At 72.7% G+C, this 25,327-nt stretch carries 24 protein-coding genes; 11 read left to right on the plus strand and 13 right to left on the minus strand.

The window, feature by feature from the left end; genetic code table 11:
• Positions 1-22: 22 nt before the first annotated feature.
• Positions 23-1,738 carry a DNA alkylation response protein gene (locus AB5L52_RS38105; protein WP_369367931.1) on the minus strand — a complete coding sequence of 572 codons (1,716 nt, stop codon included), beginning with the start codon at positions 1,736-1,738 and terminating at the stop codon, positions 23-25.
• Positions 1,739-1,808: 70 nt separating this feature from the next.
• On the opposite strand from AB5L52_RS38105, the gene AB5L52_RS38110 reads away from it, so the two are divergent.
• Positions 1,809-2,567: a PaaX family transcriptional regulator C-terminal domain-containing protein gene (locus AB5L52_RS38110; RefSeq protein ID WP_369367932.1), complete on the plus strand. Its 759-nt coding sequence runs from the start codon at positions 1,809-1,811 to the stop codon at positions 2,565-2,567.
• The gene (locus tag AB5L52_RS38115) at positions 2,564-2,974 is read left to right on the plus strand and encodes a DUF6221 family protein (RefSeq protein ID WP_369367933.1); all 411 of its coding nucleotides are present in this window, start codon (positions 2,564-2,566) and stop codon (positions 2,972-2,974) included. The genes AB5L52_RS38110 and AB5L52_RS38115 overlap by 4 nt, the downstream gene beginning before the upstream one ends.
• A gap of 47 nt (positions 2,975-3,021) precedes the next feature.
• Here AB5L52_RS38115 and AB5L52_RS38120 read toward each other — a convergent pair whose 3' ends face one another.
• Both AB5L52_RS38120 and AB5L52_RS38125 read right to left on the minus strand, forming a co-directional pair.
• Positions 3,022-5,238 (minus strand): DEAD/DEAH box helicase, encoded by a 2,217-nt coding sequence (locus AB5L52_RS38120; protein ID WP_369367935.1) that lies wholly within the window; start codon positions 5,236-5,238, stop codon positions 3,022-3,024.
• 593 nt (positions 5,239-5,831) lie between these two features.
• Complete coding sequence (locus AB5L52_RS38125; RefSeq protein ID WP_351020162.1) at positions 5,832-6,911, minus strand: NADH:flavin oxidoreductase/NADH oxidase; 1,080 nt, start codon at positions 6,909-6,911, stop codon at positions 5,832-5,834.
• 186 nt (positions 6,912-7,097) lie between these two features.
• Between AB5L52_RS38125 and AB5L52_RS38130 the strand changes: the two genes are divergently transcribed.
• Positions 7,098-7,454, plus strand: a complete 357-nt coding sequence (locus tag AB5L52_RS38130) for an ArsR/SmtB family transcription factor (RefSeq protein ID WP_369367936.1) — start codon at positions 7,098-7,100, stop codon at positions 7,452-7,454.
• Between the two features lie 51 nt (positions 7,455-7,505).
• Here AB5L52_RS38130 and AB5L52_RS38135 read toward each other — a convergent pair whose 3' ends face one another.
• Together AB5L52_RS38135 and AB5L52_RS38140 are read right to left on the minus strand one after the other, a co-directional pair.
• Positions 7,506-8,846, minus strand: a complete 1,341-nt coding sequence (locus AB5L52_RS38135) for a nucleobase:cation symporter-2 family protein (protein WP_369367937.1) — start codon at positions 8,844-8,846, stop codon at positions 7,506-7,508.
• 182 nt (positions 8,847-9,028) lie between these two features.
• Entirely contained in the window at positions 9,029-10,399 is a 1,371-nt protein-coding gene (locus tag AB5L52_RS38140) for an FAD-dependent oxidoreductase (protein ID WP_369367938.1), read from the minus strand.
• Between the two features lie 115 nt (positions 10,400-10,514).
• On the opposite strand from AB5L52_RS38140, the gene AB5L52_RS38145 reads away from it, so the two are divergent.
• Positions 10,515-11,420: a DUF6214 family protein gene (locus AB5L52_RS38145; protein ID WP_369367939.1), complete on the plus strand. Its 906-nt coding sequence runs from the start codon at positions 10,515-10,517 to the stop codon at positions 11,418-11,420.
• 24 nt (positions 11,421-11,444) lie between these two features.
• Here AB5L52_RS38145 and AB5L52_RS38150 read toward each other — a convergent pair whose 3' ends face one another.
• The 5 genes from AB5L52_RS38150 to AB5L52_RS38170 all read right to left on the minus strand — a co-directional run bounded on the left by AB5L52_RS38150 (position 11,445) and on the right by AB5L52_RS38170 (position 15,471).
• Complete coding sequence (locus AB5L52_RS38150; protein WP_351020170.1) at positions 11,445-12,110, minus strand: helix-turn-helix domain-containing protein; 666 nt, start codon at positions 12,108-12,110, stop codon at positions 11,445-11,447.
• A gap of 409 nt (positions 12,111-12,519) precedes the next feature.
• On the minus strand, positions 12,520-13,266 hold the full coding sequence (locus tag AB5L52_RS38155; protein WP_369367940.1) for an HAD family hydrolase: 747 nt from the start codon (positions 13,264-13,266) through the stop codon (positions 12,520-12,522).
• A 247-nt stretch (positions 13,267-13,513) separates the two neighbouring features.
• Positions 13,514-13,774, minus strand: coding sequence for a hypothetical protein (locus AB5L52_RS38160; protein ID WP_351565303.1), 261 nt, complete (start codon positions 13,772-13,774; stop codon positions 13,514-13,516).
• A gap of 74 nt (positions 13,775-13,848) precedes the next feature.
• Positions 13,849-14,784 (minus strand): M56 family metallopeptidase, encoded by a 936-nt coding sequence (locus tag AB5L52_RS38165; protein ID WP_369367941.1) that lies wholly within the window; start codon positions 14,782-14,784, stop codon positions 13,849-13,851.
• A 93-nt stretch (positions 14,785-14,877) separates the two neighbouring features.
• Positions 14,878-15,471 (minus strand): DUF5134 domain-containing protein, encoded by a 594-nt coding sequence (locus AB5L52_RS38170; protein ID WP_369367942.1) that lies wholly within the window; start codon positions 15,469-15,471, stop codon positions 14,878-14,880.
• A 222-nt stretch (positions 15,472-15,693) separates the two neighbouring features.
• On the opposite strand from AB5L52_RS38170, the gene AB5L52_RS38175 reads away from it, so the two are divergent.
• A complete protein-coding gene (locus tag AB5L52_RS38175; RefSeq protein ID WP_369367943.1) occupies positions 15,694-17,391 on the plus strand; it encodes an FUSC family protein in 1,698 nt (565 codons plus the stop codon).
• A 212-nt stretch (positions 17,392-17,603) separates the two neighbouring features.
• On the plus strand, positions 17,604-18,086 hold the full coding sequence (locus tag AB5L52_RS38180; protein WP_369369034.1) for a MarR family winged helix-turn-helix transcriptional regulator: 483 nt from the start codon (positions 17,604-17,606) through the stop codon (positions 18,084-18,086).
• A 25-nt stretch (positions 18,087-18,111) separates the two neighbouring features.
• Here AB5L52_RS38180 and AB5L52_RS38185 read toward each other — a convergent pair whose 3' ends face one another.
• Entirely contained in the window at positions 18,112-18,876 is a 765-nt protein-coding gene (locus tag AB5L52_RS38185; protein WP_369367944.1) for a VOC family protein, read from the minus strand.
• A gap of 153 nt (positions 18,877-19,029) precedes the next feature.
• Between AB5L52_RS38185 and AB5L52_RS38190 the strand changes: the two genes are divergently transcribed.
• Positions 19,030-19,884 (plus strand): methyltransferase domain-containing protein, encoded by an 855-nt coding sequence (locus AB5L52_RS38190; protein ID WP_351020184.1) that lies wholly within the window; start codon positions 19,030-19,032, stop codon positions 19,882-19,884.
• Here the strand turns inward: AB5L52_RS38190 and AB5L52_RS38195 are convergent.
• A complete protein-coding gene (locus tag AB5L52_RS38195) occupies positions 19,881-20,273 on the minus strand; it encodes a VOC family protein (RefSeq protein WP_351020186.1) in 393 nt (130 codons plus the stop codon). The genes AB5L52_RS38190 and AB5L52_RS38195 overlap by 4 nt on opposite strands.
• A 69-nt stretch (positions 20,274-20,342) precedes the next feature.
• Here AB5L52_RS38195 and AB5L52_RS38200 point away from each other — a divergent pair, with 69 nt between their 5' ends.
• Positions 20,343-20,882 (plus strand): GNAT family N-acetyltransferase, encoded by a 540-nt coding sequence (locus tag AB5L52_RS38200; RefSeq protein WP_351020188.1) that lies wholly within the window; start codon positions 20,343-20,345, stop codon positions 20,880-20,882.
• 17 nt (positions 20,883-20,899) lie between these two features.
• On the opposite strand, the gene AB5L52_RS38205 is transcribed toward AB5L52_RS38200, so the two are convergent.
• Positions 20,900-21,583 carry a glycerophosphodiester phosphodiesterase family protein gene (locus tag AB5L52_RS38205; RefSeq protein ID WP_351020190.1) on the minus strand — a complete coding sequence of 228 codons (684 nt, stop codon included), beginning with the start codon at positions 21,581-21,583 and terminating at the stop codon, positions 20,900-20,902.
• A gap of 436 nt (positions 21,584-22,019) precedes the next feature.
• On the opposite strand from AB5L52_RS38205, the gene AB5L52_RS38210 reads away from it, so the two are divergent.
• Genes AB5L52_RS38210 through AB5L52_RS38220 form a run of 3 tightly spaced genes read left to right on the plus strand, consistent with a single transcriptional unit; the run spans position 22,020 to position 25,281 of the window.
• Complete coding sequence (locus tag AB5L52_RS38210; protein ID WP_351020192.1) at positions 22,020-23,417, plus strand: DUF6421 family protein; 1,398 nt, start codon at positions 22,020-22,022, stop codon at positions 23,415-23,417.
• Entirely contained in the window at positions 23,414-24,214 is an 801-nt protein-coding gene (locus AB5L52_RS38215) for an SDR family NAD(P)-dependent oxidoreductase (RefSeq protein ID WP_351020194.1), read from the plus strand. The genes AB5L52_RS38210 and AB5L52_RS38215 overlap by 4 nt, the downstream gene beginning before the upstream one ends.
• Positions 24,211-25,281: a low specificity L-threonine aldolase gene (locus tag AB5L52_RS38220; protein WP_351020196.1), complete on the plus strand. Its 1,071-nt coding sequence runs from the start codon at positions 24,211-24,213 to the stop codon at positions 25,279-25,281. The genes AB5L52_RS38215 and AB5L52_RS38220 overlap by 4 nt, the downstream gene beginning before the upstream one ends.
• Positions 25,282-25,327 lie beyond the last annotated feature (46 nt).

Consider the following 25,327-nt stretch of genomic DNA (forward strand, 5'->3'; position numbering starts at 1 on the left):
TCGTGCTCGCCCGGGGGAGGGATCAGTTCAGGCCGGGCAGCGCGCGCTCCAGGATGGTGTCGAGGCCGGAACCGGCGGGCAGGGTGCCGAAAGCGTGCCCCCAGTCGCCGCCCAGCCGGCTCGTGCAGAAGGCGTCCGCCACCGGGTGCGGGGCGTGCCGGACCAGCAGGGAGGCCTGCAGGGCGAGCGCCATCCGCTCGACCAGCCGGCGCGCGCCCACCTGGTCGGTTTCGGCCAACTCGTCCCTCAAGGACGCGGCGGTCGCGTCCAGGCGGGCGTCCGCCCCGCGCGCGAGGGCGAGTTCGGCGAACAGGGCCTCGGCGGTGTCCGGTTCACGGCCGAGGGCGCGCAGCACGTCCAGCGCGTTGACGTTGCCCGAGCCCTCCCAGATCGACAGCAGCGGAGCCTCCCGGTAGTGCCGGGGCATGCCGGAGTCCTCGACGTAGCCGTTGCCGCCCAGGCACTCCAGCGCCTCCGCGGTGAACGCCGGGCCCCGCTTGGTCACCCAGTACTTGCCGACGGCGGTGGCGATCCGCCGGAAGGCTCGCTCCCCGGCGTCCCCGCGCATCGCGCGGTCGGCGGCGCCGGCCAGCCGCAGCGTGAGCGTCGTCGCCGCCTCCGACTCCAGGGCGAGGTCGGCCAGGACGTTGCGCATCAGCGGCTGTTCGACGAGCCGGGCACCGAAGGCGCTGCGGTACCGGGCGTGATGGCCCGCCTCGACGAGCGTCTTGCGCATCAGCGTCGCGGAGGACATCACACAGTCCAGCCGGGTGCAGTTGACCATCTCGATGATGGTCTTCACACCCCGCCCCTCGGCACCCACCAGCCAGGCCACGGTCCGGTCGAACTCCGGCTCCGAGGACGCGTTGGAACGGTTGCCCAGCTTGTCCTTCAGGCGCTGGATGCGGAAGGTGTTGCGGCTGCCGTCCGGCAGCACGCGCGGCACCAGGAAGCACGACAGGCCCCCCGGGGCCTGCGCGAGCACCAGGAAGACGTCGCACATCGGCGCCGATGTGAACCACTTGTGCCCGCGCAGCGTGTACACCCCGGGCTCCCCGGTGGGCGTGGCCACGGTGGTGTTCGTCCGGACGTCCGAGCCGCCCTGCTTCTCGGTCATGCCCATGCCCGCGAGCAGGCCCGGTTTCTCGGTGGGCACGCGCAGTTCGGGGTCGTACTCCCGGCTGGTCAGCAGCGGTTCGTAGACCTTGGCCAGATCCGGCTGGGCGCGCAGCGCGGGCACGGCGGCGTACGTCATCGACGTCGGGCAGCCGTGCCCGGCCTCCGTGTGCCCCCACACCAGTCCGCCCGCGGTACGGGCCACATGGGCGCCGGGTCGCTCGTCCGCCCACGGCGCCCCGGCCAGTCCCTCGGCGACCGCCGTGCGCATCAGGTGGTGCCAGCTGGGGTGGAACTCCACCTCGTCGACGCGATGGCCGTAACGGTCGTGCGTGCGCAGCACCGGCTCGTACCGGTTCGCCAGCTCACCCCACTCCTGCGCCTCCGCGCTCCCGGCGTGCGCTCCCAACCGCCGGATGCCGTCCTCGGCCCACCCGGCCCCCTCCCGGCGCAGCCCCTCCAGCAGGGCAGGGTCGTCGGAGGCGTCGTACGGAGCCAGCGGCGGGGCCTGATTGGTGACGTCGTGGGTGGCGTACTGCGGTGGAGACGACGACGTCGACCGTGACTGCGAAGGCGAAGGCGAAGGTGACGGCGACGGCGGGGGCGCGGGGATCGAGGCCATGAGAGCATGTTGCACTCTTCCTGCAGCTGTAGCAATAGTGCAACACGGAGTCCACGTACAGTACGTGCCCATGCGCATGAACGTCTCGCTCGAGCCGGCGGAGCCAGGCCTGCGGCCGCTGTCCGCGCGGTCGGTGGTGCTGAGCCTGCTCCTCGGCGCGCACCCGGCGGAGCTGCCGGTGAAGGACCTGGTCCGGCTGGTGGAGCCCTTCGGCGTCGGCGGCTCCACGCTGCGGGCCGCGCTGAGCCGGATGGTGACCGCCGGGGACCTGCGCCGCACCGACGCCGTCTATCGGCTCAGTGACCGGCTGCTGGCCCGCCAGCGGCGCCAGGACGAGGCGCTGCGCCCCGGCACGCGCGCGTGGGGCGGCGACTGGGAGATGCTGGTGATCACGGCGACCGGCCGCGGCCCGGCCGAACGCGCGGAACTGCGCGCCCGGCTGACCGCCCTGCGCCTGGCCGAACTCCGCGAGGGCGTGTGGCTGCGCCCGGCCAACCTCGACCGCGCCCTGCCGGACACGCTGAACTCCGTCGCCCGGACGTACACCGCACGCCCCGACGAGCCCCCGCACGACCTGGTGACCCGGCTCTGGCCGCTGGACGCCTGGGCGGCCACCGCGCGGACCCTGCTCGCCCGCACGGCGGCCGCCCGGACCCCGGCGGACCGCCTCACCGCCTACGCCGCGGCCGTACGGCATCTGCTCACCGACCCGGTCCTGCCGCCCGAACTCCTCCCCGCCGACTGGCCCGGAGAGGCCCTGCGCACGGCGTACGCCGGCTACCAGCGGGAGTTGGCCGCGTCGGTGGGGCGAAGGGAGCGTGCCGCATGACGGCGGCGACCCTCGAACGGTTTCTGCGGGCCCGCTACGAGGAGGAGGAACGGGTGGCCCGCGACGCGATCGCCGGCGCGCCCGGCGCCGTCTGGGGCGTCATGGCCGACGACATCGAGCAGGTGCTCACCTCCCAGGACCGCGGGACCACGCACACGCCGATGGTGCAGTTCGGCGCCCCCGACCCGGTGCGGCTGCTCACCCATGTGGCCCGGCACGATCCGGCCCGGGTGTTGCGCGAACTGGAGGCGAAACAGGTGCTGTTGGCGGAGCACCGGACACGGAACGACGGCGGCTGCCGCACCTGCCGCGAGGAGGCCGGCCTCCCATCACCCTGCACCACGCTGCGCCTGCTCGCCGTGCCGTTCGCCGACCACCCCGGGTACGACGACTCCTGGCGGCCCTAGGTCCTGTCGTCGAACCCGGGCGGACGACGGGAGTGTGACGACAGGACCTAGGCCGGAGAAGTGCGGCCGTCGACGCCTTCGCTGGAGTCGGCGTCACCTGTGGGGCCGCTTCCGCAGCCCAGGCGGCTCTGTTCCGCCGCGACGATCTGCCGCGCCATCTCCGTGTCCGACACGTCGACGGCGTCCGGGGTCGCCTCCGCCACCGCGCTGCGGCGGGCGTATCGGTCGAACAGGCGGGCCTTTCGCCGCAGCATCTCCACCATCTGCTCGTCGACGCCGCCCGGAGCCAGCAGACGGTGCACCCGGACCGGCCGTACCTGGCCCATGCGATGGGCCCGTGCCACCGCCTGCTGCTCGACGGTGGGCTTGATCTGGGGCTCGCAGATGATCACGACGGAGGCGGCCTGCAGGTTGAGCCCGACGCCCGCCGCCTGGATCTGGGCCAGCAGCACCGCCGGACCGGACACGGCCGTGAACGCGTCGACGAGCCCCTGGCGCCGCTCGGGCGGCACGCTTCCGGTGAGCGGGCCGACCACGGGCCCGCCGGTCCGCGGCCCGGTGTCGAGCGCGTCCCGCACCACGCCCAGGACGTCCCGGAAGTTGGAGAACACCACCACCTTCAGCCCGTTCTCGCCCGCCTCGTGCACGATCTCGCGGAGCCGGACGAGTTTGGCGGACTTCTCCGGGCGGGCGTACGCGGCCCGGCGCATCGCCATGAAGTTGCCGGACCACACCGCCTCGCGGTACGCCTCCTCGTCCGCGGCGCTGGGCTCCTCCCACTCGTCCGTCTGCTGCAGGGCGGGCAGTTCGGCGAGGACGTCCACCTGGTTGCGGCGCAGATAGACAGGGGCGACCGCCCTCCGGAAGGCCACCGAGCCGGGCACCCCGGCCTGGTCGCCGATGCGCTCCGCCACCGTCTCGTCGAGCAGCCGGACCAGGTTGCGGAACTCGGCCACCCGGTTCTCCATCGGGGTGCCCGTCATGAACAGGACCCGTTCGCAGTGCCCGGCCCACTGGGCGACGGCCTGGGACCGCAGGGTCCTGGGGTTCTTCACGGCGTGCGCCTCGTCCACCACCAGCATCCCGATCTCTCCTCCGCCCGGCACCGGGAATCCGCGCAGGGCGTCGAACGTCGTCACGGCGACGCCGCCGCGCCCCTTCCAGTAGGCGAACGCGTCGTGCCGGTCCGGCCCGTGCAGGGGAGTGACGTGCAGCGAGGTGCGTGCCTCGATCTCCCGAGTCCAGTTCACCAGCACGCTCGCCGGGCAGACGACCATGAAGCGGCTCTGCCCTGCGGCGGCCAGATGCGTCAGCGCGGCCATGGCCTGGACGGTCTTGCCGAGCCCCATCTCGTCGCCGAGGATCACCCGGCGCTGCGCCAGGGCGAAGCGGGCGCCGAACGCCTGATAGCCGCGCAGCGACACCCGCAGCCGGGAGTCGTCGAGCTGCTGGTCCCGCACCCGCTCGGCGATGCCGTCGGGCAGGAACCCCTCGGCGGCGGCCGGGTCCGGAGCGCGCCCGGAGATCTCGGCGAGCAGGCCGTAGTACTCGGCGGAGCGCAGTTCGAAGTCCACCCAGGCGGCGAGGTCGGCCGACGTCCCGCGCAGCAGGTCCACCGACGCCTGCGCGAGCGCCTCGGGGGTGCCGGCCTGCTCCGCCTCCGCCACCAGCGTCCGTATCTCCTCGACCGCCTCCAGCGCGCGGGCCTTCTTCGCCTGCCCGGCCACCAGCATGCTCAGCCGGCCGGCGGCGGGCCGGGCGTCGGCGAGCAGGGGACCGAGCCGCTTCGACAGCGCGGCGGCCGTGTCGACGGCGCGCCGGGCCTCCGGCCCCGCCTCCACGAGCACGTGCAGGGCCTGGACGAGCGCGGTCGTCCGTGGCTCCGGGTGGTCGACGTCGATGTGTACGGCCGCCGTCTCGTGCACGGCGGCGGACAGCTGTCGAGCGGCCGCGACGATCTGGTCCGCGGTCCGCTGACCCACTCCGGGGACCTGCCGCAACCGGTACGGACCGGCGTCGAGCACCTGCCGGACCGTGTGCAGCCCGCTCTTGTCGACACTGCCCAGCCGCAGCCGACCGCCCGTGGCGTCCTGCAGCCGCGCCACCGGTATGGCGTCGAGCGCCTGCTCCACCGTCGCGTCCTGGATCGGCTGCAGCGCCGCGCGTGCCGCTTCGACCGCCCTGTCGTGGTCGTCGGCCAGCGACCGCGCCGCCTCGTACAGCCGCGCCGCCCGCGCGACCGCCTCCCGCTCCCTGCGCCCCATCCACCCTCCCTCACGCCACATCCTCGCATCGCGGGGAGCGGGGACTCGGGGCGGACCCGGAGCAAGTCCGTTGCGGACCCGGTGGGTTGGAGCGTGTGCGGGGAGGTGGATTGGAGTACGTGCGAGGTTGGGCGGTGGTTCGGCGGGCGGGGTGTGACGTCTCGCGGACCGGGGCCGCCGTTCGTGACGGCAGGTGGCCCTGGAGGCCGTCGTCCGTGGCGGCAGGCGGCCCCGAGCAGTCCTCGGGTGTGCCCCGCTCGGCCCCGACGTCCGGAGGGGACGGCTGGTAGACGGGGGCTCGGGGCGGGCCCGGAGCAAGTCCGGCGCGGACCCGGTGGGTTGGAGCACGTGCGGGGTCGGGCGGTGGCTTGGCGGGCGGGGTGTGCGGGGCGTGCCGACTCGCGGACCGGGGCAGTCGTCCGTGACGGCAAGCGGTCCTGGAGGCCGTCGTCCGTGGCGGCAGGCGGCCTCGGGGAGTCGTCCGTGACGGCCGGCGGCCCTGGGGCAGTCGTCGGTGTGCCCCGCTCAGCCACCTCGCCGGGAGGAGACGGCCCCGTCCCGGAGGGGACTGCCGGGCGGCGGGGCGGTTCTGCTCAGACCGAGCGGTGGTACTGGTTCGGCACGTTGATCTCGCCGCCCAGCTCACGAGCGGTGTGCCGGGCCCAGGAGGGGTTGCGCAGCAGCTCGCGGCCCAGCAGGACGGCGTCGGCCTCGCCGTTCGTGAGGATCTTCTCGGCCTGCTCGGCCTCGGTGATCAGTCCCACGGCGGCGACGGGCAAAGGGGTCTCGGCCTTCACCCGGGCGGCGAACGGCACCTGGTAGCCGGGCTCGGTCGGAATGGTCACGCCGGAGGCGTTGCCGCCGGTGGAGACGTCGAGGAGGTCGACGCCGTGGGCGTGCAGATCGCGGGCGAAGCGGACCGTGTCCTCCTCGGTCCAGCCGCCGTCCTGGAGCCAGTCGGTGGCCGAGATGCGGAAGAACACCGGCTTGTCCTCGGGCCACTCCGCGCGTACGGCGTCCACGACCTCGAGCGCGAACCGAGTGCGGTTCTCGTACGAGCCGCCGTAGGCGTCGGTGCGGCGGTTGGAGTGCGGCGAGAGGAACTCGTTGATCAGATAGCCGTGGGCGCCGTGTACCTCGGCGACCTCGAAGCCGGCGGCGAGCGCCCGGCGCGCTGCGGCCGCGAACTGCCCGACGACCTCGTGGATCTGATCCACGGTCAACTCGGTGGGCACGGGGTGGCGTTCGTCGAACGGCACCGCACTCGGCGCGAGCGGCTGCCAGCCGTGCGCCTCCGGTCCGACCGGCGCGCCCCCCGTCCACGTGCGGTCGGTCGACGCCTTGCGCCCGCTGTGCGCCAGCTGGATCCCCGGGACCACGCCCTGGGCGCTGAGGAAGCGGGTGATCCGGCGGAAGGCCTCCACCTGTGTGTCGTTCCACAGGCCGAGGTCGTACGGGGAGATCCGGCCCTCCGGCGAGACCGCGGTGGCCTCCACGATGATCAGGCCGGTGCCGCCCGTGGCGCGCGCGCCGTAGTGCACGAAGTGCCAGTCGTTCGGGGTGCCGGCGAGCGGCCCCTCCGGCTCGGCCGAGTACTGGCACATCGGAGGCATCCACACCCGGTTCGGGATGGTCACTTCGCGCAGAGTGATGGGCTCGAAGAGCGCGCTCACGACGGACTCCATTCGTCACGGGACCACTGGTCGACTCGTACGATAACCCTCGTACTACGAGATCTGTCAAACTACGATGCGTCTCGTACAATGGTCGCGGTCGACGGGTTCCGCGGGTTCCATGGGTTCCGCGGGTTCCGCGAAGAGTCGACGAGTCGACGAGTTCCGCGAAGAAGGGCAGCCGCCGTGACCGAAACCGCCACAACCGGCCGCGCACTGCCGCACCCGCGGCCGCAGGAGATCCGCCTGGAGACCGTGCTGCACGCGCTCTCCGATCCGATGCGGCTGCGGATCGTGCGCGAACTGGCCGCCGTGGAAGCCGAGTTGTCCTGCTCCCAGTTCGACGTGCCGGTGACCAAGTCCACCACCACGCACCACTTCCGCGTGCTGCGCGAAAGCGGGGTCATCCGGCAGGTCTACCGCGGCACGGCCAAGATGAACGCCCTGCGCCGGGACGACCTGGAGCATCTCTTCCCTGGCCTGCTCGACAGCCTCCTCGCCGCAGCGGACCGGCAGGCCGCCCGCCTCGGCGACGGTGGCTGACGGGAACGTACGGGGTGCAGCAGAGCGGCTCGGTCCGCCGCCGGCCGGCAGTCAGTCCGCCTCGGCTACGGCACCCACCTCCGAACCCGCCTGAGCGGGAAGGTGGTTGAACAGCAGGTTCAGTACGATCGCGGACAGGCAGCCCGCGCTGATGCCGCTGTTCATCACCGTCTGGAACCAGTCCGGGAACTTCTCGTAGACCGTCGGCACGCCCACCGGCAGCATGCCGATCGCCACCGAGACGGCCACCACGGTCAGATTGTGGTTGCCCCGGAAGTCGACCCCGGCCAGCGTCCGCAGCCCGCTCGCCGCGACCGTGCCGAACATGACCAGACCGGCGCCGCCCAGCACCGGCGCCGGGATCGCCGCGACCACCGCGCCCAGCTTGGGCAGCAGCCCGAGCAGCACCAGGATCCCGCCCGCCGCCGCGACCACCCAGCGGCTGCGCACCCGGGTCATGCCGACCAGGCCCACGTTCTGCGCGTACGCCGTGTACGGGAAGGTGTTGAAGACACCGCCCAGGACGGTCGAGAGGCCATCGGCGCGCAGGCCGTCGGCGAGCGAGCGCGGCTCGACCTTCCGGCCGGTCAGCTCGCCGACCGCGATCAGGTCGCCGGTCGTCTCCGTCATCGTCACCAGCGCAACCACCAGCATGGACACGATCGCGGACGCCTTGAAGACCGGCGTCCCGAAGTGGAACGGCGTGCTGATGCCCACCCAGTCGGCGTCGGCGACCCCGCTGAAGTCCGTGAACCCGAACGGCACCGCGACCGCCAGGCCCACCGCGATGCCGGTCAGGACGGCGATCCGGCCGAGCGCGGCGGGCGCGAACCGCTGCACGGCCAGCACGACCAGCAGCACGAAGGCGGCCAGCGCCAGATTCTTCGGCTCCCCGAAGTCCTTCGCACCGGCTCCGCCCGCCGCCCAGTTGCCCGCGACCGGCAGCAGCGAGAGCCCGATGATCAGGATCACCGTGCCGGTCACCAGCGGCGGGAAGAACCGCAACAGCCGGCCGAAGACCGGCGCCAGCAGCATGATCGCAAGACCCGCGACGATCACCGCGCCGTAGATCGCGGGCAGTCCGCCGCCGGTCGTGCCGATGAGCACCATCGGCGACACGGCCGCGAACGTACAGCCCTGCATGATCGGCAGCCGGACGCCGAACCGCCGGAAGCCGACGCACTGGATCAGCGTCGCGATCCCGCACACCAGCAGATCGGCCGTGATCAGATACGCCAGGTCGGCGGGCGACAGCTTCATCGCGCCGCCCACGATCAGCGGCACGGCGACCGCACCGGCGTACATCGCGAGCACATGCTGCAGCCCGAAGGCGGCCAACTGCCGTGCCGGCGGCATCTCGTCGACGGGGTGGACCTCTGCGGTGGTGGCCATGGGGACTCCAACGGTGCCGGGCGGGAAGGGACATCCGAACAGCACGAGACCGTAAGCTTCTTGAACAGTTTGTTGATTTCCGGTCTGTTGCCGCTGTGTGTCATGCCCGCCGGGCAGCCGGGACATCCCTGGCCACCGGGCCCGCGCCCACCGCGCCGCGAGGGAATGTCCGTCGACGAGGCCTATGCCGACCCTGCCGCCGTGAGCAGCGCGTCCCAGTCGGCCAGCTTGACCACGCCCCGCCCGAGCTGCGCGCCCAGTGCGGCCTCGGCCCGCTCGATCGCCAGCCACCCCGTCCACAGGACGGGTTCGATCCCGGCCGCCCGCAGCGCCGCCAGCGGATCCTCGGGCACCTGCCGGGCGACCAGCGCGGGAGCGTCCGCGAGCACCGAGGCCGCCGTCTCCTTGGCACAGGGCCGGTTGGTGCCGATCACACCCGTCGGGCCGCGCTTGATCCACCCGGCGACATACTCGCCGGGGGAGGGGGCGCCGTCGCGGACGACGCGCCCCGCCGCGTTCGGCACCGTACCGGTCACCGCGTCGAACGGCAGCCCGTCCAGCGGCACTCCGCGATAGCCCACCGCGCGCAGCACCACCTGGGCGGGCACCTCCTCGAACCGGCCCGTGCCCGTCACCCCGCCGTGCCCGTCCGGCGCCGTCCGCTCGAACCGCACGGCGCCCACCCGGCCTTCGCCGCTCCCCGCTTCGCCCGAGCGGGAGGTGCCCCCACTCGCGAGCACCTCCACGGGGCGCAGGAAGAACCGCAGCCCGATCCGCCGGGCGGCGTCGGCCGGCGGCCGCTCGGCCCAGCCGCGCAGCACTTCCAGATTGCGGCGCTGTACGGCGGGCAGCGCGGCGGGGTCGGCCGGATCCAGCGCCAAGTCGGCGGGATCGACGGTGACTTCGGTGCCGGGCAGCCCGCCCAGCTCGCGCAGCTCCTTGGTGGTGAAACGGGCCTGCGAGGGGCCGCGCCGGCCCACCATGTGCACCTCGGCGATGCCGCTCGCGGTCAGCGTGTCCAGCGCCGCCTGCGGGATGTCCGTCGGGCGCAGCTCCGCGGCGCCCCGCACCAGCATCCGCGTGACGTCGACCGCCACATTGCCCACGCCGATGACGACGGCCGATCGCACTCCGTGTAGGAAGCCGGCGTCGGCCGCGTCCGGATGTGCGCTGTACCAAGCCACGAAGTCGGTCGCCGACCAGCTGCCGGGCAACTCCTCGCCCGGTATCCCCAGCCGGCGGTCGGTGGCGGCGCCCACGCAGTACACCACCGCGTGATACAGCTCCCTGAGACGCTCCACCGGCAGCCCGCCGGGGCCGCCCACCCGGACACCGCCGAGGAACCGCACCCGCTCGTGCTCCAGAACCGTACGGAGACTGCCCTGCAGGGACTTGATCTTCTCGTGGTCCGGGGCGACACCGTAGCGGACCAGGCCGTAGGGGCACGGCAGCCGGTCCACGACGTCCACGTGGACGCCGGGATCCCCCTGGACCAGGCTCTGGGCGGTATAGCACCCGCTCGGCCCCGAACCGACGACGGCGACACGCAGCACAGCGGTACTCCTTGCCCGAAGGAGGGTGGTGTGCGGACGGCTCCAGCATTGCATCCCCTGGCCCATGGCGGCAGGGTCCGGCGGGGTGACCCCGACGCGTGTCCGTTCGTATGGAATGCGATCATGCGGTTACTTTGCGTGTGTGCTAGAAGCATCCTTGCTTAATCTTTCCGATCGAAACGCGGAGGACGGCGCGGTGTCCGTGTGGCCCGCGTGGAAGGTGCGGGAGCACGGCGGCACCACCTCCTGGTACCAGGTCCGGCTGGCCTTCCCCGACGGCGCCCGGGTCGACGCCCTGGCCGTCCTGCACGACGGATGCGTGTCCATCGAGGACGTCACCGCGCAGCCGGCCCTGTCCCTCGCCGACCTCACGGCACTCGCCAACTGGATCGGGGGCCCGCTGTTCGCATCCTGCGGGGTGGCCGGGGAGCGGCCGCACGAGGGCGACGGCGACGGGCGCCCCGAGGAACGGCACGAGGGCGAGCAGCCGGAGGGGCGACCCGAAGGCGAGCAGCCGGAGAAGCCGTGCGAGCCGGATGAACCAGGGGGGCGGTGCGATCCGCGGCAGCGGTTCGAAGGGCATGAACGGTTCGAAGCACATGAACGGTTCGAACCGCACGAACGGTACGAACCGCAAGCCGGCGACATGACAGAACGGCGCGAAGGCGAGCCGCCGCAGGACCGGATCGACGGCGAGCGTCCTCAGGGGCGGATCGACGGCGAGCGCCCCGAGGGGTGGTGCGCCGGTGAGCGGCCGCAGGGGCCGTACGCACCGCGGGTCCGCGCCGTGGAAGAGATCGCACTCGGCGTGGGTCTCCGGCGCGCCCGGGCCGGCTGGCCGCGGGGCATCGAGGGCCGTCGGCTCGTCGCACGGGAGTACCGCGCCGCACAGCAGGGCGGCGTCGATCCGGTGCTCGCCGTGATGAGCGCGACCGGACGCAGCCGCCGCCGCTCCCTCAGGATGATCGCCCAGGCACGGGACGCCGGTTTGCTGACGCCGCGTCACGCGCGCCGTCGCTGAGGGGAGTTGAGGTTCGAGCGGTCGTCACTGGCCGCTCGGGCGCTCCTCCGTGGCGAAGAACCGGGACAGATCCCGTTCCCGCGCCTCCTCGCCCCTCTCGCTCTCCGGCACGCCCGCTTCCCTGTCGAGTCCGTACCGCTGGAACAGCTCGGCCCGCAGCACCGGGACGGGCATCGCCGCCCCCGGGATCAGCGCCGCGTACACCGCGCCCATCAGCAGGGCGCGCAGCATCGGGTAGTCGGCGGTGACGTCCTCGGAGCCGTACCGGGCGACGGTGTCGCTGAGCAGCTCCGCCAGCCGGCGCTGCTCCGGGCACGGCACGAAGCCCTCCGCCTGCAGCAGCCCCGCCATGTGCTGCCGCATGAGCACCGGGCGGTCGCGGGCCAGGCCCAGGATCGCGTCGATGGCCCGGGCCAGCCGCTCCCGGCCGTCCTCGGTGCGCGGCTCCCGCTCCAGCGCCTCCTCCAGCGTGCGGTGCATCAGCCGGTGCACGGCGGACTGCACCAGCTGGCGCTTGCCGGGGAAGTAGTACGACACCAGTCCGCGCGCCGAACCGGCCCGGTCCGCTATGTCGCCCAGTGTCGTGGCCTCGAAACCGCGCTCGTCGACCAGTTCCACCGCGGCCTGCAGCAGCCGCTCCCGGGAACGGCGCCGCAACTCTTCATTGACCGAGGCGCTGCGCGGGGACATTCCGAAACTCCTGCGTTGACTGGCTGCCAGCCAACTATACTCAACGCAGCGGGCACCGGCACGCGCGGGGCCCGCCCAGGGCTGCCGTCCGTCTGGGGCGACGCGGGGGATCGTCTCAGGCGGACGGCGCACGTGCGAGCGTTTATCACCCGCGGCCGAGCCCTTTGCCGCGGGCAGCTCCCCGCGCTCGCGATGCCGTGCCCGGCGGTGCCCGGGCAGCCCGAGCCGCCCGGACTCATGCGTCCGGTCAGGCATCCCACCCGGCCTTCGGCGCCGCGCCAAGACCGGGTTCGGCGAGAACCAGGACGAGGCGCGAGCGGGCCCCGCCACCCAGCCCGAGGACTACCAGGGCTGACCGCTCCACGACCGCCGGCGCTGCGACCGCTCCGCAGTCGGCCGCTTTCCGGTCCTAGAGGCGCTCTTTCGGATCTTGCCGGGTCGTGGGTCCTGGCCCGGACGGCAGGCCCTGGTCCACCAGGTCCAGCACCGGCAGCAGCGCGTCGGGCCGGTCCGTCACCGGCAGGTGGTCGACGAAGTGCACGCGGCAGCCGAGCGCGGCCGCGCCGCCGTCCGCCTCCTTGCTGTCACCCACCATCACCACCTCGCGCGGATCGGCGCCCAGCGCCGCGCAGGCGACCGAGAACAGCCGCGGGTCCGGCTTCTGCACGCTGTGCTCGTACGACAGCGCATACGCGTCCACGTACCGGTCGAGCCCGTGCGCGCGGAACACCGGGCGCAGATCCCAGCCGATGTTGCTGACCACGCCCACGCCGATCCCGCGCTCGCGCAGCGTGCGCAGCACCTCGGCGGCGTCCGGGTACGGGGCCCAGGCGGCGGGGGTCATATGCCGCTCGTACAGCGCGTCATGCAGGGCGGGATCGGGCAGCGGTACCCGCCGGGACAGGCCCGTGTAGGCGGCCCGGTGCAACTCCGCGCTCTCGTCCCGCACCGCCCAGACCCTGGCCAGGTCCTGCGGCAGCTCCACCGGCGACGCACCGCCGGCGAGCGCGCCAACCGTCTCCAAGGCCTGTGCGGTTGCCTTGAGTTCCGGTTCGGGCAGGGTGTGTCCCGTCTCGTCCAGTACCGCACGCAGCCAGGATTCGGTGGACTCGACGCGGAACAGCGTCCCGGAGAAGTCGAACAACACGGCAGTCATGCGCCGACCCTATCGGCGGGCGGTGCACCGGCGTACCGGGCCACCGCACCGCGCCCCCGCTTGGACCACCACGGCCGACGCCACCACCAGCGCCACTATCAACGCCCGAACAGCCGGCCGCCGAGGACGTGCGAAGGCCAGTGCACGCCACAGGCCGCACATGACGGTGGCCGTCATGGCCTGGCCGGACGGGAAGGTCGCGGTACGAACCGTTCGCGGGCGGGGCGGGGCCGGCCGACCGCGCCCTTCACCGTCTGCCGCACGAGCGACGCCACGGCCACGGTGACCGCCGGCCACAGCGCCGCCCACCAGGTGGCCGTGCCGGCCGCACCGCGACGGCCGCGCGCACCAGGCCCATGGTCAGCGGGTCCCAGGCCCAGTCCGTCAGCCTCCGGAAGGCCTGTGTGAGGGCGCGATCGTGGACGGCCCAGCGGTGGGTTGTGCGGGAGAGGGTGCCGTCCACGGTGAGCAGCGGCTGCCAGTCGACCGCGACGAGGGCCGTGAGCATGCCGCGATCCTTGTTCGGTCGGGCGGCCTTGTGGTCACCGTCCGGCCGGCCGCGTGGCGCACCGGGCCGTCAGGTCAGCCGAGCGCCCGCAACCCGGGGACCACGGCCACCAGCACCGGAAGCACCGGCACCAGCGCCGCCACCGCTGTCAGCCGCAGCCGGTGCAGGGCGGGGAGCCGGTCCGGGGGAGTCAGCAGCCGGTGCACCCGCTGCGGCACATGGGCCTGCGGGGTGGGGCAAGGGCCGAACACGCCCCGCTCCTCGTTCAGTTCGACCAGCGCCAGCGCGGTCGTCAGCCGGCCGAAACGCCGGGACGCCATGTCGTCGGCGGCCAGCTCCACGAGCCGGTGCATCGCGTCGCGGAACGCGGCGAACACCGGCACCTGCGGGAACCCGCCCGCGAGCGCCGCCGAACAGTGCAGCAGCCAGTCGTGCCGGGCCTGTGCGTGACCCTGCTCATGCGCGAGCAGCGCGTCCAGCTGACGCCCCTTCAGGCGGCGCAGCGCGGCCGTCGTGATGACCAGCCGGGGTGCCGTACCGGGCAGCCACCAGGCGTCGGGTCGCTCGCCCTCCAGGACCACCAGCCGGCCGCTCGCCGGCTCCTCGCCCGGCAACAGCGGGGCGCGCACGAGGAGTTCGGCCCGCCGGGTGCGCCGCCGGGCACGGGCTCGTACGACCTCGCGCACCAGCATCGCGAGGCTCCACAGGCCGCCGGCGGCGAGCAGTACGGCGGTGAGGGCCGCCCACGGGTCGGCCGTACCGAGGGCGTACGCGTCGACGACCACGCGCGGAGCCCGGGCGAAGACGTGCCCGCGCACCGCCTGCCAGGCCGCCGAGGCGCTGAGCGTCATCGACAGCGCGCAGCACAGGAGGACGGCCGCCACGACGCACTGCCACACCCAGAGGGCGACGACCGGTTCGCGGTCCGGCCAGTCGGCCCGGGCCAGCAGCCGCGGGGCGACGACGGCGGTCAGGGCGCCGAGCAGCAGCAGGGTCACGGGGACCATCATGGTCAGCACCCTATGAGCGCGAGGCCGCTCACGGGTACGGTCCGCGTACGCGAAGTGACGCACACAACGCGCCCCATGGCTCACCTGCTCCGCTCACATGGTCATCAGCATGGCCACCATCCCGATCCCCATGGACAGCCGGCAGGCCCGCGCCAGCTCCGGCCGGTCGCCCCAGCCGACGGCCCCGGCCCGGATCCCCGCTCCGGGCCCGGTCACGGCTGCGGACCCGCGCCCGGTCGTCGCGACGGCGGCCGGCACCAGGCGGGCGCCGGCGAGCAGGACGTAACCCGCGAAGTACACCAGCAGGACACCGGTCAGCAGCGGCACGCCGGTGCCGGCGTGTGCGTGATGTGCTTCGGGCGGGGCCGCGGCCATCGCCACCGACATGTAGACCATCGCGGACGCGCCCACCAGGTGGTGCAGATGGTGCGGGGCGGCGAGCGCGGCCCACAGCGTGCGCAGTGCCGCCGCGCCGAACACGGCCGCGTACACCGGCCACGCCCACCGCGGCGGCGTGAACACGGCCGCCGGTACGGCCATCACGGCCATGCCGAAGCCCATCAGTGCCTCGCCGCCCGCGGCCCGGCGCTGCTCCTCGACGCCGCTGCGCATCCGCAGGAGGCAGTAGGCGCCGGTCGCCGCGCAGAGCGCGACCAGCAGCCACGCTGCCGACACCGGTCCGTGCACGCGCGCACCTCCCCGCTCGACAGTCGGTCGAGGGATGCGATGCCCACGCCGGGCGGAGCGCACGCGAGCGCAAGGGTGTACACGGGGAGCACGTAGCGGAGCACAGCAGGTGACAGCAGGTGAGCGTGGCGCGGGGGCGAGGGCGCAGCGAGTCCGGGTGTGAGACTCCGCGAGTGACGGCCCCAAATATTTCACTAGTAAAACATATGCTAAATTGTTGAAATGAGCAGTGCGACCCTCCACCGACTTCCCCTCGCCGGAGTGCTCCGCCTCGGGCGTCCCTCCGACATCTGGTTCAAGCCCGCGCTGAGCGTGGTCGCCGCGGTCGCCCCGCCCAATCTGACCCTGCTGGCTTTCGGCCGCCTCGACCTCGCCATGTACACGATGGCCGGGTCGCTGTGCGCGCTCTACGGCCACCACCGGCCCTACGCCGCCCGCGCCCGAGTCCTGGCCTGGGTGGTGCTCGGCATGGTCGGCGGCCTCGCCGTCTCCCTGCTCGCCGCGTCGCTCACCGGCGACGCCGTCGTCCTCGTCACCGTCGGCGCCGTCATGGCGGCCGTCCAGAAGACCGTCTGTGACGCCACCCGGCTCGGACCGCCCGCGCACGTGGTCCTGACCTTCATCAGCTCCGCCTCGCTGTTCGCGCCGCAGACCCTCGGTCAGGTGCCCGGACACATCGGGCTGGCCCTCGCGGCCGGCGCCTGGGCCTGGCTGGTCGGCATGGCGCCCGGACTGCTCCGGCCGTACGGTCCCGAGCGCCGCGCCACCGCCCAGGCCCTGAACTCCGCCGCCGCGTACGCCGACACCCGCGGCACCGCCGACGGCCACGCCCGGGCCCGCGCCGCGAGCGCTGCCGCGATCCACGCCGCCTGGCAGTCCTTGCTCGCCCCCGGGGCCCGCCCCGACCGCACCCGGCGCGCCCTCGAACGGCTCCTCGTGCGCGCCGAGGTCGCCCTGGCCGCCCCCGCCGACACCGACCCCGCCCGGCTGCGCGCCTGGGCCCGCAAGCTGCGCGGCACCGCGCGGATCCCGCGCGTCGAGTCCCCGCGCGAGTCCGCCGACGAACTCCTCGGCGTCGAGACCGAACTCGCCCAGCCGCGCAGGCCGTTGCGGCACCGGCTGGCCCCCCTCGCCCCGATCGCCGCGCGCACCGCGATCGGCTGCGCCCTCGCCGGTTACGCCTCCCTCGCCCTCGGCGTCGGCCGCCCCTACTGGGCGCTGGTCACCGCGGCCTCCCTCTACCAGGCCAACGTCACCCTCACCTGGAGCCGCGGCATCCAGCGCGTCGTCGGCAACGTGGTCGGCGTCCTCCTCTTCGCCGCCCTCGCCCCGCTCGCCCATCTCCATCCGGCCGTCCTGGTGCTGTGCTGCCTCGCCCTCAACTTCGGCGCCGAGGCGCTGATCGGCCGCAACTACTGGCTCGGCAGCGTCTGTGTGACCCCGATGGCCCTGCTCGTCACCGAGTTCGCCCACGCCCAGAACCCGGCCGAGCTGATCACCGAGCGGGTCGCGGACACCCTCGTCGGTGCCCTGGTCGGCTTCGGCGCGGCCGTCGCGGTCACCAACCGGCGCGCCGGCGACCGCCTCGAACACGCCCTGACCATGGCAGAACGCGCCCGCGAGAACGCCGCACGGCTGCTGGCCGAGCCGCACCCGGCACCCCGCGCCCTGGAGTCCGCCCGCCGTGCCCTCGCCGCCGCCCTCGCCGACCTGCGTGCCACGGCCGACGCCGCGTCAGGCGAGTGGTGGCAACGCGCCCTGCCCGAGGAGCGGGTCGTCCTCGCCGAACAGACCGGACATCGTACGCTCGCGGCGACGGTACGACGGCAGGGCTTCGTACCGCAGGACTACGACGACCAGGTCCAGGACCAGGACCGGGGTCATGACCCGGGCAGGACGACGGAGGGCATACGGCCATGACGGCGACGAACGGCGGACGGGCGCCGGTGGACGACACGGCCGGATCGGACGGCGCGGCCGAAGGGGATCCTGCGGGCGGCCATGGGCCCGCCGGCGCCGAACCGGGCAGCGGCGATGCCACGGCCGGCACCCGCCCACGGCACAGCGGCTCACCCGCAACCGGCCCCGGCACGGACACCCGAGCCGCCGACCGTCAGGACACCGTCGCCGCCGTGGTCCGGCAGTGGCAGGCCGTGCACCCCGAGTTGGACACCGGGCCCATGGAGGTCATCGGCCGGATCAACCGCTGTGCCGCGCTGCTCCAGCAGGCCGAGGACGCGCCGCTGCGCCGGGCCGGGCTGAGCCGCCCCGAGTTCGATCTGCTGGGCGCGCTGCGCCGGACCGGCCACGAGCTCACCCCGGGTGAGCTGGCCCGGGAGACCTTCTCCTCCGGGGCCGCCGTCACCAAGCGGCTCAAGCAGCTGACGGAACGCGGACTGGTCGAGCGGCGCGGCGACACCCGCGACCGCCGCGTCGCCCATCTGCGTCTCACCGACGCCGGCCGCGGGCTGGTCGACGGCATCCTCCCGGAGCAACTCGCCTACGAGACCGCCGTACTGTCCGTCCTGGCGCCCGAAGGACAGGGCGAACTCGCCTCCCTGCTCGCCGAGTTGCTCGGCCGACTGGAGGGACGGACGGGAGCGCTGCGGGCGTAGGGGCCCGGTGCGCCCCGGAACGCTCTCACCCCTCCTCGCCCGCCAGGTGCACCCCGAACGCCGCGCCCTGCGGATCCCGCAGCACCGCGATACGCGGCCCGTCCGGCACCGACACGGGGGCCAGGACGACCGCTCCGCCCGCGCTCTGCGCGACGTCGGCCGTCGCGTCCACGTCGGTCACCGCGAAGTACGGCAGCCAGTGCGGCGGCACCTCGGGCGGGAACCGGTCGCCCATGTCGGCCATGCCGCCGAAGTCGTCGCCGTCGATGCCCCACTGCGTGTACCACTCCGAGGCGTTGACGCTCCAGCCGAACACCGTGGTGTAGAAGTCCCGGGCCCGCTCGGTGTCCCGGGTGGCCAGCTCCACCCAGCCGAGGGACCCGGGCGCGTTGAACAGCCCGGCGCCCGCGTAGGACCGCGCCTGCCAGACCTGGAACACCGCGCCCGTCGGATCACGGACCACCGCGAACCGGCCCAGGTCGAACACGTCCGTCGGGCCGAGGATCACCGTCCCGCCGGCCTCCTCCACGTGTCGTACCGCCGTGTCCGCGTCCGGCACCGCGAAGGAGACGTTCCACGCCACCGGCTGGGACTCCTGGTACAGCGGGGTGAGCGCGGCGACCGCCGCGTCGCCCAGGTGCGCCACCGTGTACCCGCCCGCCTCCTTGCGTGCATCGGTCTCCGGCCGCCATCCGAACAACTCGGTGTAGAACCGCTTGGCCCCCTCCAGATCGCTGGTCCCCAGCTCCGTCCAGCACGGTCCGCCGGTCACCGGCTTGTCGAACTTCATCACGGTTCCTTTGCGTCGGGGCGGGCCGCCGCAGCGCCCAGGGACGTCTTACGGCACGCTAACCCCGGCTTCCAGTCGCGGCCATCCGGGGCGCTCCCCGCGGGCACGCAATTCGCTTGCCGACGCGGCGCGGGGTGCGCGAGGGTTCCCGCCATGGAGACCGAGGACACCACGGCACCCTCGCTGGCCGGGGAGATCGCCGAGTACTACGGACGCGACCGGGAGGACGCCCGGCTGCGCGCGGGCACGGGGCGGCTCGAGTTCTGGCGCACCCAGGACGTGCTGCGCAGGCTCCTGCCGCCCGCTCCGGTCCGGATCCTCGACGTGGGCGGCGGCAGCGGCGTGCACGCGGAGTGGCTCGCCGGCGACGGCCACGACGTGGAAGTCCTCGACCCGGTACCCCTGCACGTCGAGAGGGCGGCGCGGCTGCCGGGCGTGCGGGCACGCCAGGGCGACGCCCGCGCCCTGGCCGCCCCGGACGCGTCCGTGGACGTCGCGCTGCTCCTCGGGCCGCTCTACCACCTGCCCGAGCGCCCGGACCGGATCCGGGCCCTCGCCGAGGCCCGCCGGGTGGTACGGCCGGGCGGTCTGGTGGTCGCCGCCACGATCAACCGGTTCGCTCCGCTGCACGACAATCTGAGCACCGGGCTCTACTTCGATGCCGAGCACCGGCCGCAGATCGAGGCCGCCGTGGGGGACGGGCGGATGCGCCCGACCGGTCGGCCGAAGTCCCTGTTCACCACGGCCTACTTCCATGAACCCGCCGACGTTCCCGCCGAGTTCGCGGACGCCGGACTGACGCCGCAGGGGCAGTACGGTCTCGAAGGCGCGGCCTGGCTGATGGGCGACATCGCCTCCTGGCTCGACGACCCCGAGCGCCGGCCGCTGGTTCTCGCGGCGATGCGGCGCACCGAGTCCGTTCCCTCACTGCTCGGCATCAGCGGTCACGTGCTCACCGCGGGCACCAGGCCCGCGAAGGGGAACGGACGTCAGACGGCCGAACCCTAGATCCCCGGCCGGTAGCGCATCGGATGGTCCGCCGGGACCTCCACCAGCGCGATGCGGATGCCGTCGGGGTCGGCGATCCACATCTCGATCAGGCCCCACGGCTCCTTCATCGGCGGCCGGACGACGTCGACGTCCTTCGCCCGCAGTTCCTCGTGCGCGGCCGCCACGCTGTCGACCTGCAGCCACAGCCGGATCGCGGACGACGGCGGGGTCTCGGACCGCCCGGAGACCTCCAGGAAGCCGCCGCCGAGGAAGTAGACCGTCCCGCGCTCGGGCCCCGTACCGAACTCGCGGTAGACGGGCAGCCCCAGCCGCTCACCGTAGAAGGTCCGGGAGCGCTCGGGGTCGGTGGGGCAGAGCAGTGTCCGGCTGCTGAGTACGTGCACCATGCAGGCGGAGCCTAATGGCAGGGTTACCCTCGACCCTGGCTGAGCCACGCCGAGATCGGAGACCGCCTCATGGAGAACCCCGCCGCCGGACCCAGCTTCCGGGACGCCACCGACGCCGACGTCGACGCGCTGGTCGCGCTGATCGAGTCGGCCTACCGCGGGGACGCCAGCCGGGCCGGGTGGACCACCGAGGCGGACATCCTGGACGGCCGGCGGACGGATCCCGAGGGCGTGCGCGAGGTGATCAAGTCACCGGACAGCCGACTGCTGACGGTGGAACAGGACGGCCGGATCATCGCCTGCTGCCAGCTCGAACACCGCGGTGACCACGCCTACTTCGGGATGTTCGCGGTGAGCCCCACCCTGCAGGGCGCCGGTCTCGGCAAGCAGGTCATGGCCGAGGCCGAGCGCCGGGTGCGCGAGATCTGGGGGGCCACGGAGATGCACATGACGGTGATCTCCGTCCGGGACGATCTGATCGCCTGGTACGAGCGTCGCGGCTACCGCCGTACGGGACAGATGTCGCCCTTCCCGTACGGCGATGAACGCTTCGGCATCCCGCAGCGCGACGACCTGCAGTTCGAGCTCCTGGTCAAGAAGCTCGGCTGAACATTCCCGCGTGATCCCTACGCGGTGAAGCGTGCCGTGCGCTTGATCTCCGGGAGGTCGGTCGTCGCGCCGTCCAGCTCCAGGGCGCGGACCAACCGGAGATGATTGTGCGTGTTGACGACCCAGCCGATGATCCGCAGCCCGGACGCGCGCGCGTGCTCGACGACCTCCAGGGTGAGCCGGCGGATGTCGAGACAGACGGTCGCCGCGCCCAGGGCGACCGCGCGCTCGGCCACGTCCATGCCGTAGCGGCTCGCGATCAGCGCCGTGCGGACGCCGGGCACCAGCCGGGCGATCTCGGTGATCACCTCGTCCTGGAACGAGGACACCTCCACGCGCCCGACAAGGTCGCGCTCGTGCATCGCCGCCGCCAGCGCCCGGGCCGCCGCCACGTCCTTGATCTCGACCTGCAGCGGTGTGCGCACCGCGCTCAGCACCTCTTCGAACACCGGCACCCGCGCTCCGTCGCCCGCGTCCAGGACCCGCAGCTCGGCGAGGGTCTTGTCGGCGATCGGCCCGGTGCCGTCGGTCGTACGGTCCACCTCGGCGTCGTGCATGACGACCAGGGCGCCGTCCTTGCTCAGGTGCAGATCGAGTTCGATGACGTCGAGGCCGGCTTCCTGGGCGGCGACGAAGGAGCGAAGGGTGTTCTCGGGTGCGACACCCATGACCCCGCGGTGACCGATGGTAAGAAAGTTCAAGGTTCGACTCGCTTCCGTCGACGGCGGCTCGGCACGCGCGGGACGGGCGGACGCCGTCGTCCGCGCGAGCAGAATCGCAGCCTAGTGGGCGTGACCCGCGATGAACCCGCACGTGCATGAGGCATCCGGGGCGCGGCCGTGTCCCAGCTGGCCGGTAACCGCCCCCGCATCACCCTGCCGTGGGCGAGTCCCCGCTCGCCTTGACCGTTCCGCGACGTGCGCGTGACCACCCTGCGTCGAGCGCGTGACCGCGCCGCGAAGTGCCACGCCAGGGCCGGTCGCCCTCGATGAAAGTGAGCGTCGTCACGGTTTCCGGCAGGAAAAACATCGGTGACCAAGGCGCCGGACAGAATAATTTCCCGAGCAGGCTCTTGCTGGCGGAAACCGGGTATGCATACGGTGTCCTTACGCGAGGTTCTCCCGTGGAGGATGGGACATGACGGAAATTCTTGTGCAGGCGGCTACGGGGGGACCGGCTCCTTCATCGATCAGGGTGGTGGAGCACCCGGCCTGGTCCGTGCTCAAGGATGCCGTGGAGCAGATCCGGCCATGGCAGTCGAAGGACGGATCGATCGACTTCGAGGCCGAGGGCGCCCCGGTCAGGGCGGACGTCGAGGCCGCCGTACGGCTTGTCGTCGACGCGGTCGAGCAGCTCTCCCCGCTGCTCCCGCACGACGAGGCCTATCACGAGGCCCTGGTGAAGGATCTGCACCACTGGGTCGAGGGCGGCTTCCAGGTGCCGGACTTCCTGGACTCCCTGCTGGCCTTCCAGCCCGCCGCGCAGCGCGCGGACGGCCTGCAGCACCTGGTCGTCTTCCCCATGTACACGCAGAACGGCAACCCGGACCGCAACCTGGAGGCGGTCGTGCTGCGGATGGTCTGGCCCGATTGGCTGGCCGAGCTGGAGCGCACCCGCTACGACAACCCGCTGTTCTGCGGCATCACGTTCGAGGACTTCACCTCGGGCTACGACACCAACTCCGCCGTCCTGTTCCCGGAGACGATCGCCGTACGCGAAGCGCCGGAACGTTTTTCCTGGGGTGGCATCTTCTGTGACCGCGAGGCCGCGCGCTTCCGCCGGGTGACCGACGCCGCCGTCGACATCCTGGGTCTGGAGCTGCCCGAGGACATCGCCGCGATGATCCACGACCAGAAGCGCTGCGAAGAGGCCTTCGTGCTGTGGGACATGGTCCACGACCGCACCCACAGCCACGGCGACCTGCCGTTCGACCCGTTCATGATCAAGCAGCGCCAGCCGTTCTGGATGTACGGCCTGGAGGAGCTGCGCTGCGACCTCACCGCCTTCAAGGAGGCCGTGAAGCTGCAGGCGGACGGCGTCCCACAGGCCCGTGACGTGCAGTACGCGGTCCTCTTCGACCGCATGTTCCGCTTCCCCGTCACCGGCGACCGCGTCCGCAACTACGACGGCGTCGGCGGCCAGCTGCTCTTCGCCTACCTGCACAAGCACGACGTCATCCGCTGGACCGACAACAAGCTCTCCATCGACTGGGAGCGCGCCCCGCAGGTCACCAACGAGCTGTGCGCCGAGATCGAGAAGCTCTACAAGGACGGCATCGACCGCCCCAAGCTCGTGCACTGGTTCGCCGGCTACGAGCTGGTCTCGACCTACCTCGCCCCGCACCCCGGTTCCCGGTGGGCCAAGGGCCCGGACGCCCTCGACCTGACCCAGCCGCCACGCAAACTCGTGGACGACGTGCTTCCGGACGAGTTTCCGCTGAGCATGTTCTATGAGGCTCTGTCCAAGAAGCTGAAGAATGTGATCGCCTCCACCAAGGGCATCACGGCGGACGGCGCCGAGCGGATCGCCGCGTGAGCGACCGCGTCCAGAACACTGTTCAAGAGGGGAAGAACGTGGGGAACAACGGGTCTCTGAGTGGTGCGGTGATCGCGGTGGCCGGCGCGGGCGGACCCGCGGGGCGCGCGACGCTGCTGCGCCTGGCCGAGGCCGGGGCGACCGTCGTCGGGGCGGACAACGACCCGCAGCGTCTGTCGGAGGCCGTGGACGCGGCCCGCTACGCCTCCGGTGGCGCCACCGTCACCGGCGACACCGTGGATCTGCTCGACCTGCAGTCCACCCGGGAGTGGGCCGCCCACATCGAGAAGGACTTCGGGCGGGTCGACGGCCTCGTCCACCTGGTCGGCGGCTGGCGCGGCAGCGAGACCTTCACGAAGACCAGCCTGGACGACTGGGACTTCCTGGAGCTGCTGCTCGTCAAGACCGTGCAGCACACCTCCCTCGCCTTCCACGAGGCGCTGCAGCGCAGCGAGCGCGGCCGGTACGTCCTGATCAGTGCGGCCGGCGCGAGCAAGCCCACCGCGGGCAACGCCGCGTACTCCGCCGCCAAGGCCGCGGCCGAGGCGTGGACGCTGGCCATGGCCGACTACTTCCGCAAGGCGGGGGTCTCCGAGGGCGCCGAGGGTCCCACCTCCGCGGCTACGATCCTGGTGGTGAAGGCGCTGGTGCACGACGCGATGCGCGCCGAACGCCCCAACGCGAAGTTCGCGGGCTTCACGGACGTCAAGGACCTCGCCGAGGCCATCGAGGGCGTCTGGGCCAAGTCCGCCGCCGAAGTGAATGGAAACCGTCTGTGGCTGACCGAGAAGCCGTGAACCCTCCCAAGACCGACGCGCGTCGCCATCACGACCCGCTGGTCCGCGGTTTCGCAAGTGACAACTACGCCGGAGCCCACCCCGAGGTGCTGGCCGCCCTGGCCCTGGCCAACGGCGGCCACCAGGTGGCCTACGGCGAGGACGAGTACACCGAGAACCTCCAGGGGATCATCCGCGGCCACTTCGGGGCCACCGCGGAGGCCTTCCCGGTCTTCAACGGCACCGGCGCCAACGTCGTCGCGCTCCAGGCGGTCACCGACCGCTGGGGCGCGGTGATCTGCGCCGAGAGCGCGCACATCAACGTCGACGAGGGCGGCGCGCCCGAGCGCATGGGCGGCCTGAAGCTGCTCACCGTGCCCACGCCCGACGGCAAGCTCACCCCCGAGCTGATCGACCGGCAGGCCTGGGGCTGGGAGGACGAGCACCGCGCGATGCCGCAGGTCGTCTCGATCACCCAGTCCACGGAGCTGGGCACGCTCTACACGCCCGAGGAGATCCGGGCGATCTGCGAGCACGCCCACGCCCACGGCATGAAGGTGCACCTGGACGGCTCCCGGATAGCCAACGCGGCCGCCTCCCTGAACGTGCCCATGCGGACGTTCACCAACGCGGTCGGCGTCGACATCCTCTCGCTGGGCGGGACGAAGAACGGCGCCGTCTTCGGCGAGGCGGTCGTGGTCATCAACCAGGACGCGGTGCGGAAGATGAAGCACCTGCGCAAGATGTCGATGCAGCTGGCCTCCAAGATGCGCTTCGTGTCGGTGCAGTTGGAGGCGCTGCTGGCGAAGGACCTGTGGCTGCGCAACGCCCGGCACGCCAACGAGATGGCCCAGCGGCTCGCCGAGGGCGTGCGCGCGGTGCACGGTGTGGAGATCCTCTACCCGGTGCAGGCCAACGGCGTCTTCGCGAAGCTCCCGCACGACGTGAGCGAGCGCCTGCAGCAGCGCTTCCGCTTCTACTTCTGGGACGAGGCGGCCGGAGTGGTGCGCTGGATGTGCTCCTTCGACACCACGGAGGAGGACGTCGACACCTTCGTGGCCGCACTCAAGGAGGAGATGGCGCGCTAGCTCCAGGCTGTGCATAGGTATGCGGTCGCTCGAAAAGTCATTGACT

This window comes from Streptomyces sp. CG4 (genome assembly GCF_041080655.1).
Taxonomy (GTDB): domain Bacteria; phylum Actinomycetota; class Actinomycetes; order Streptomycetales; family Streptomycetaceae; genus Streptomyces.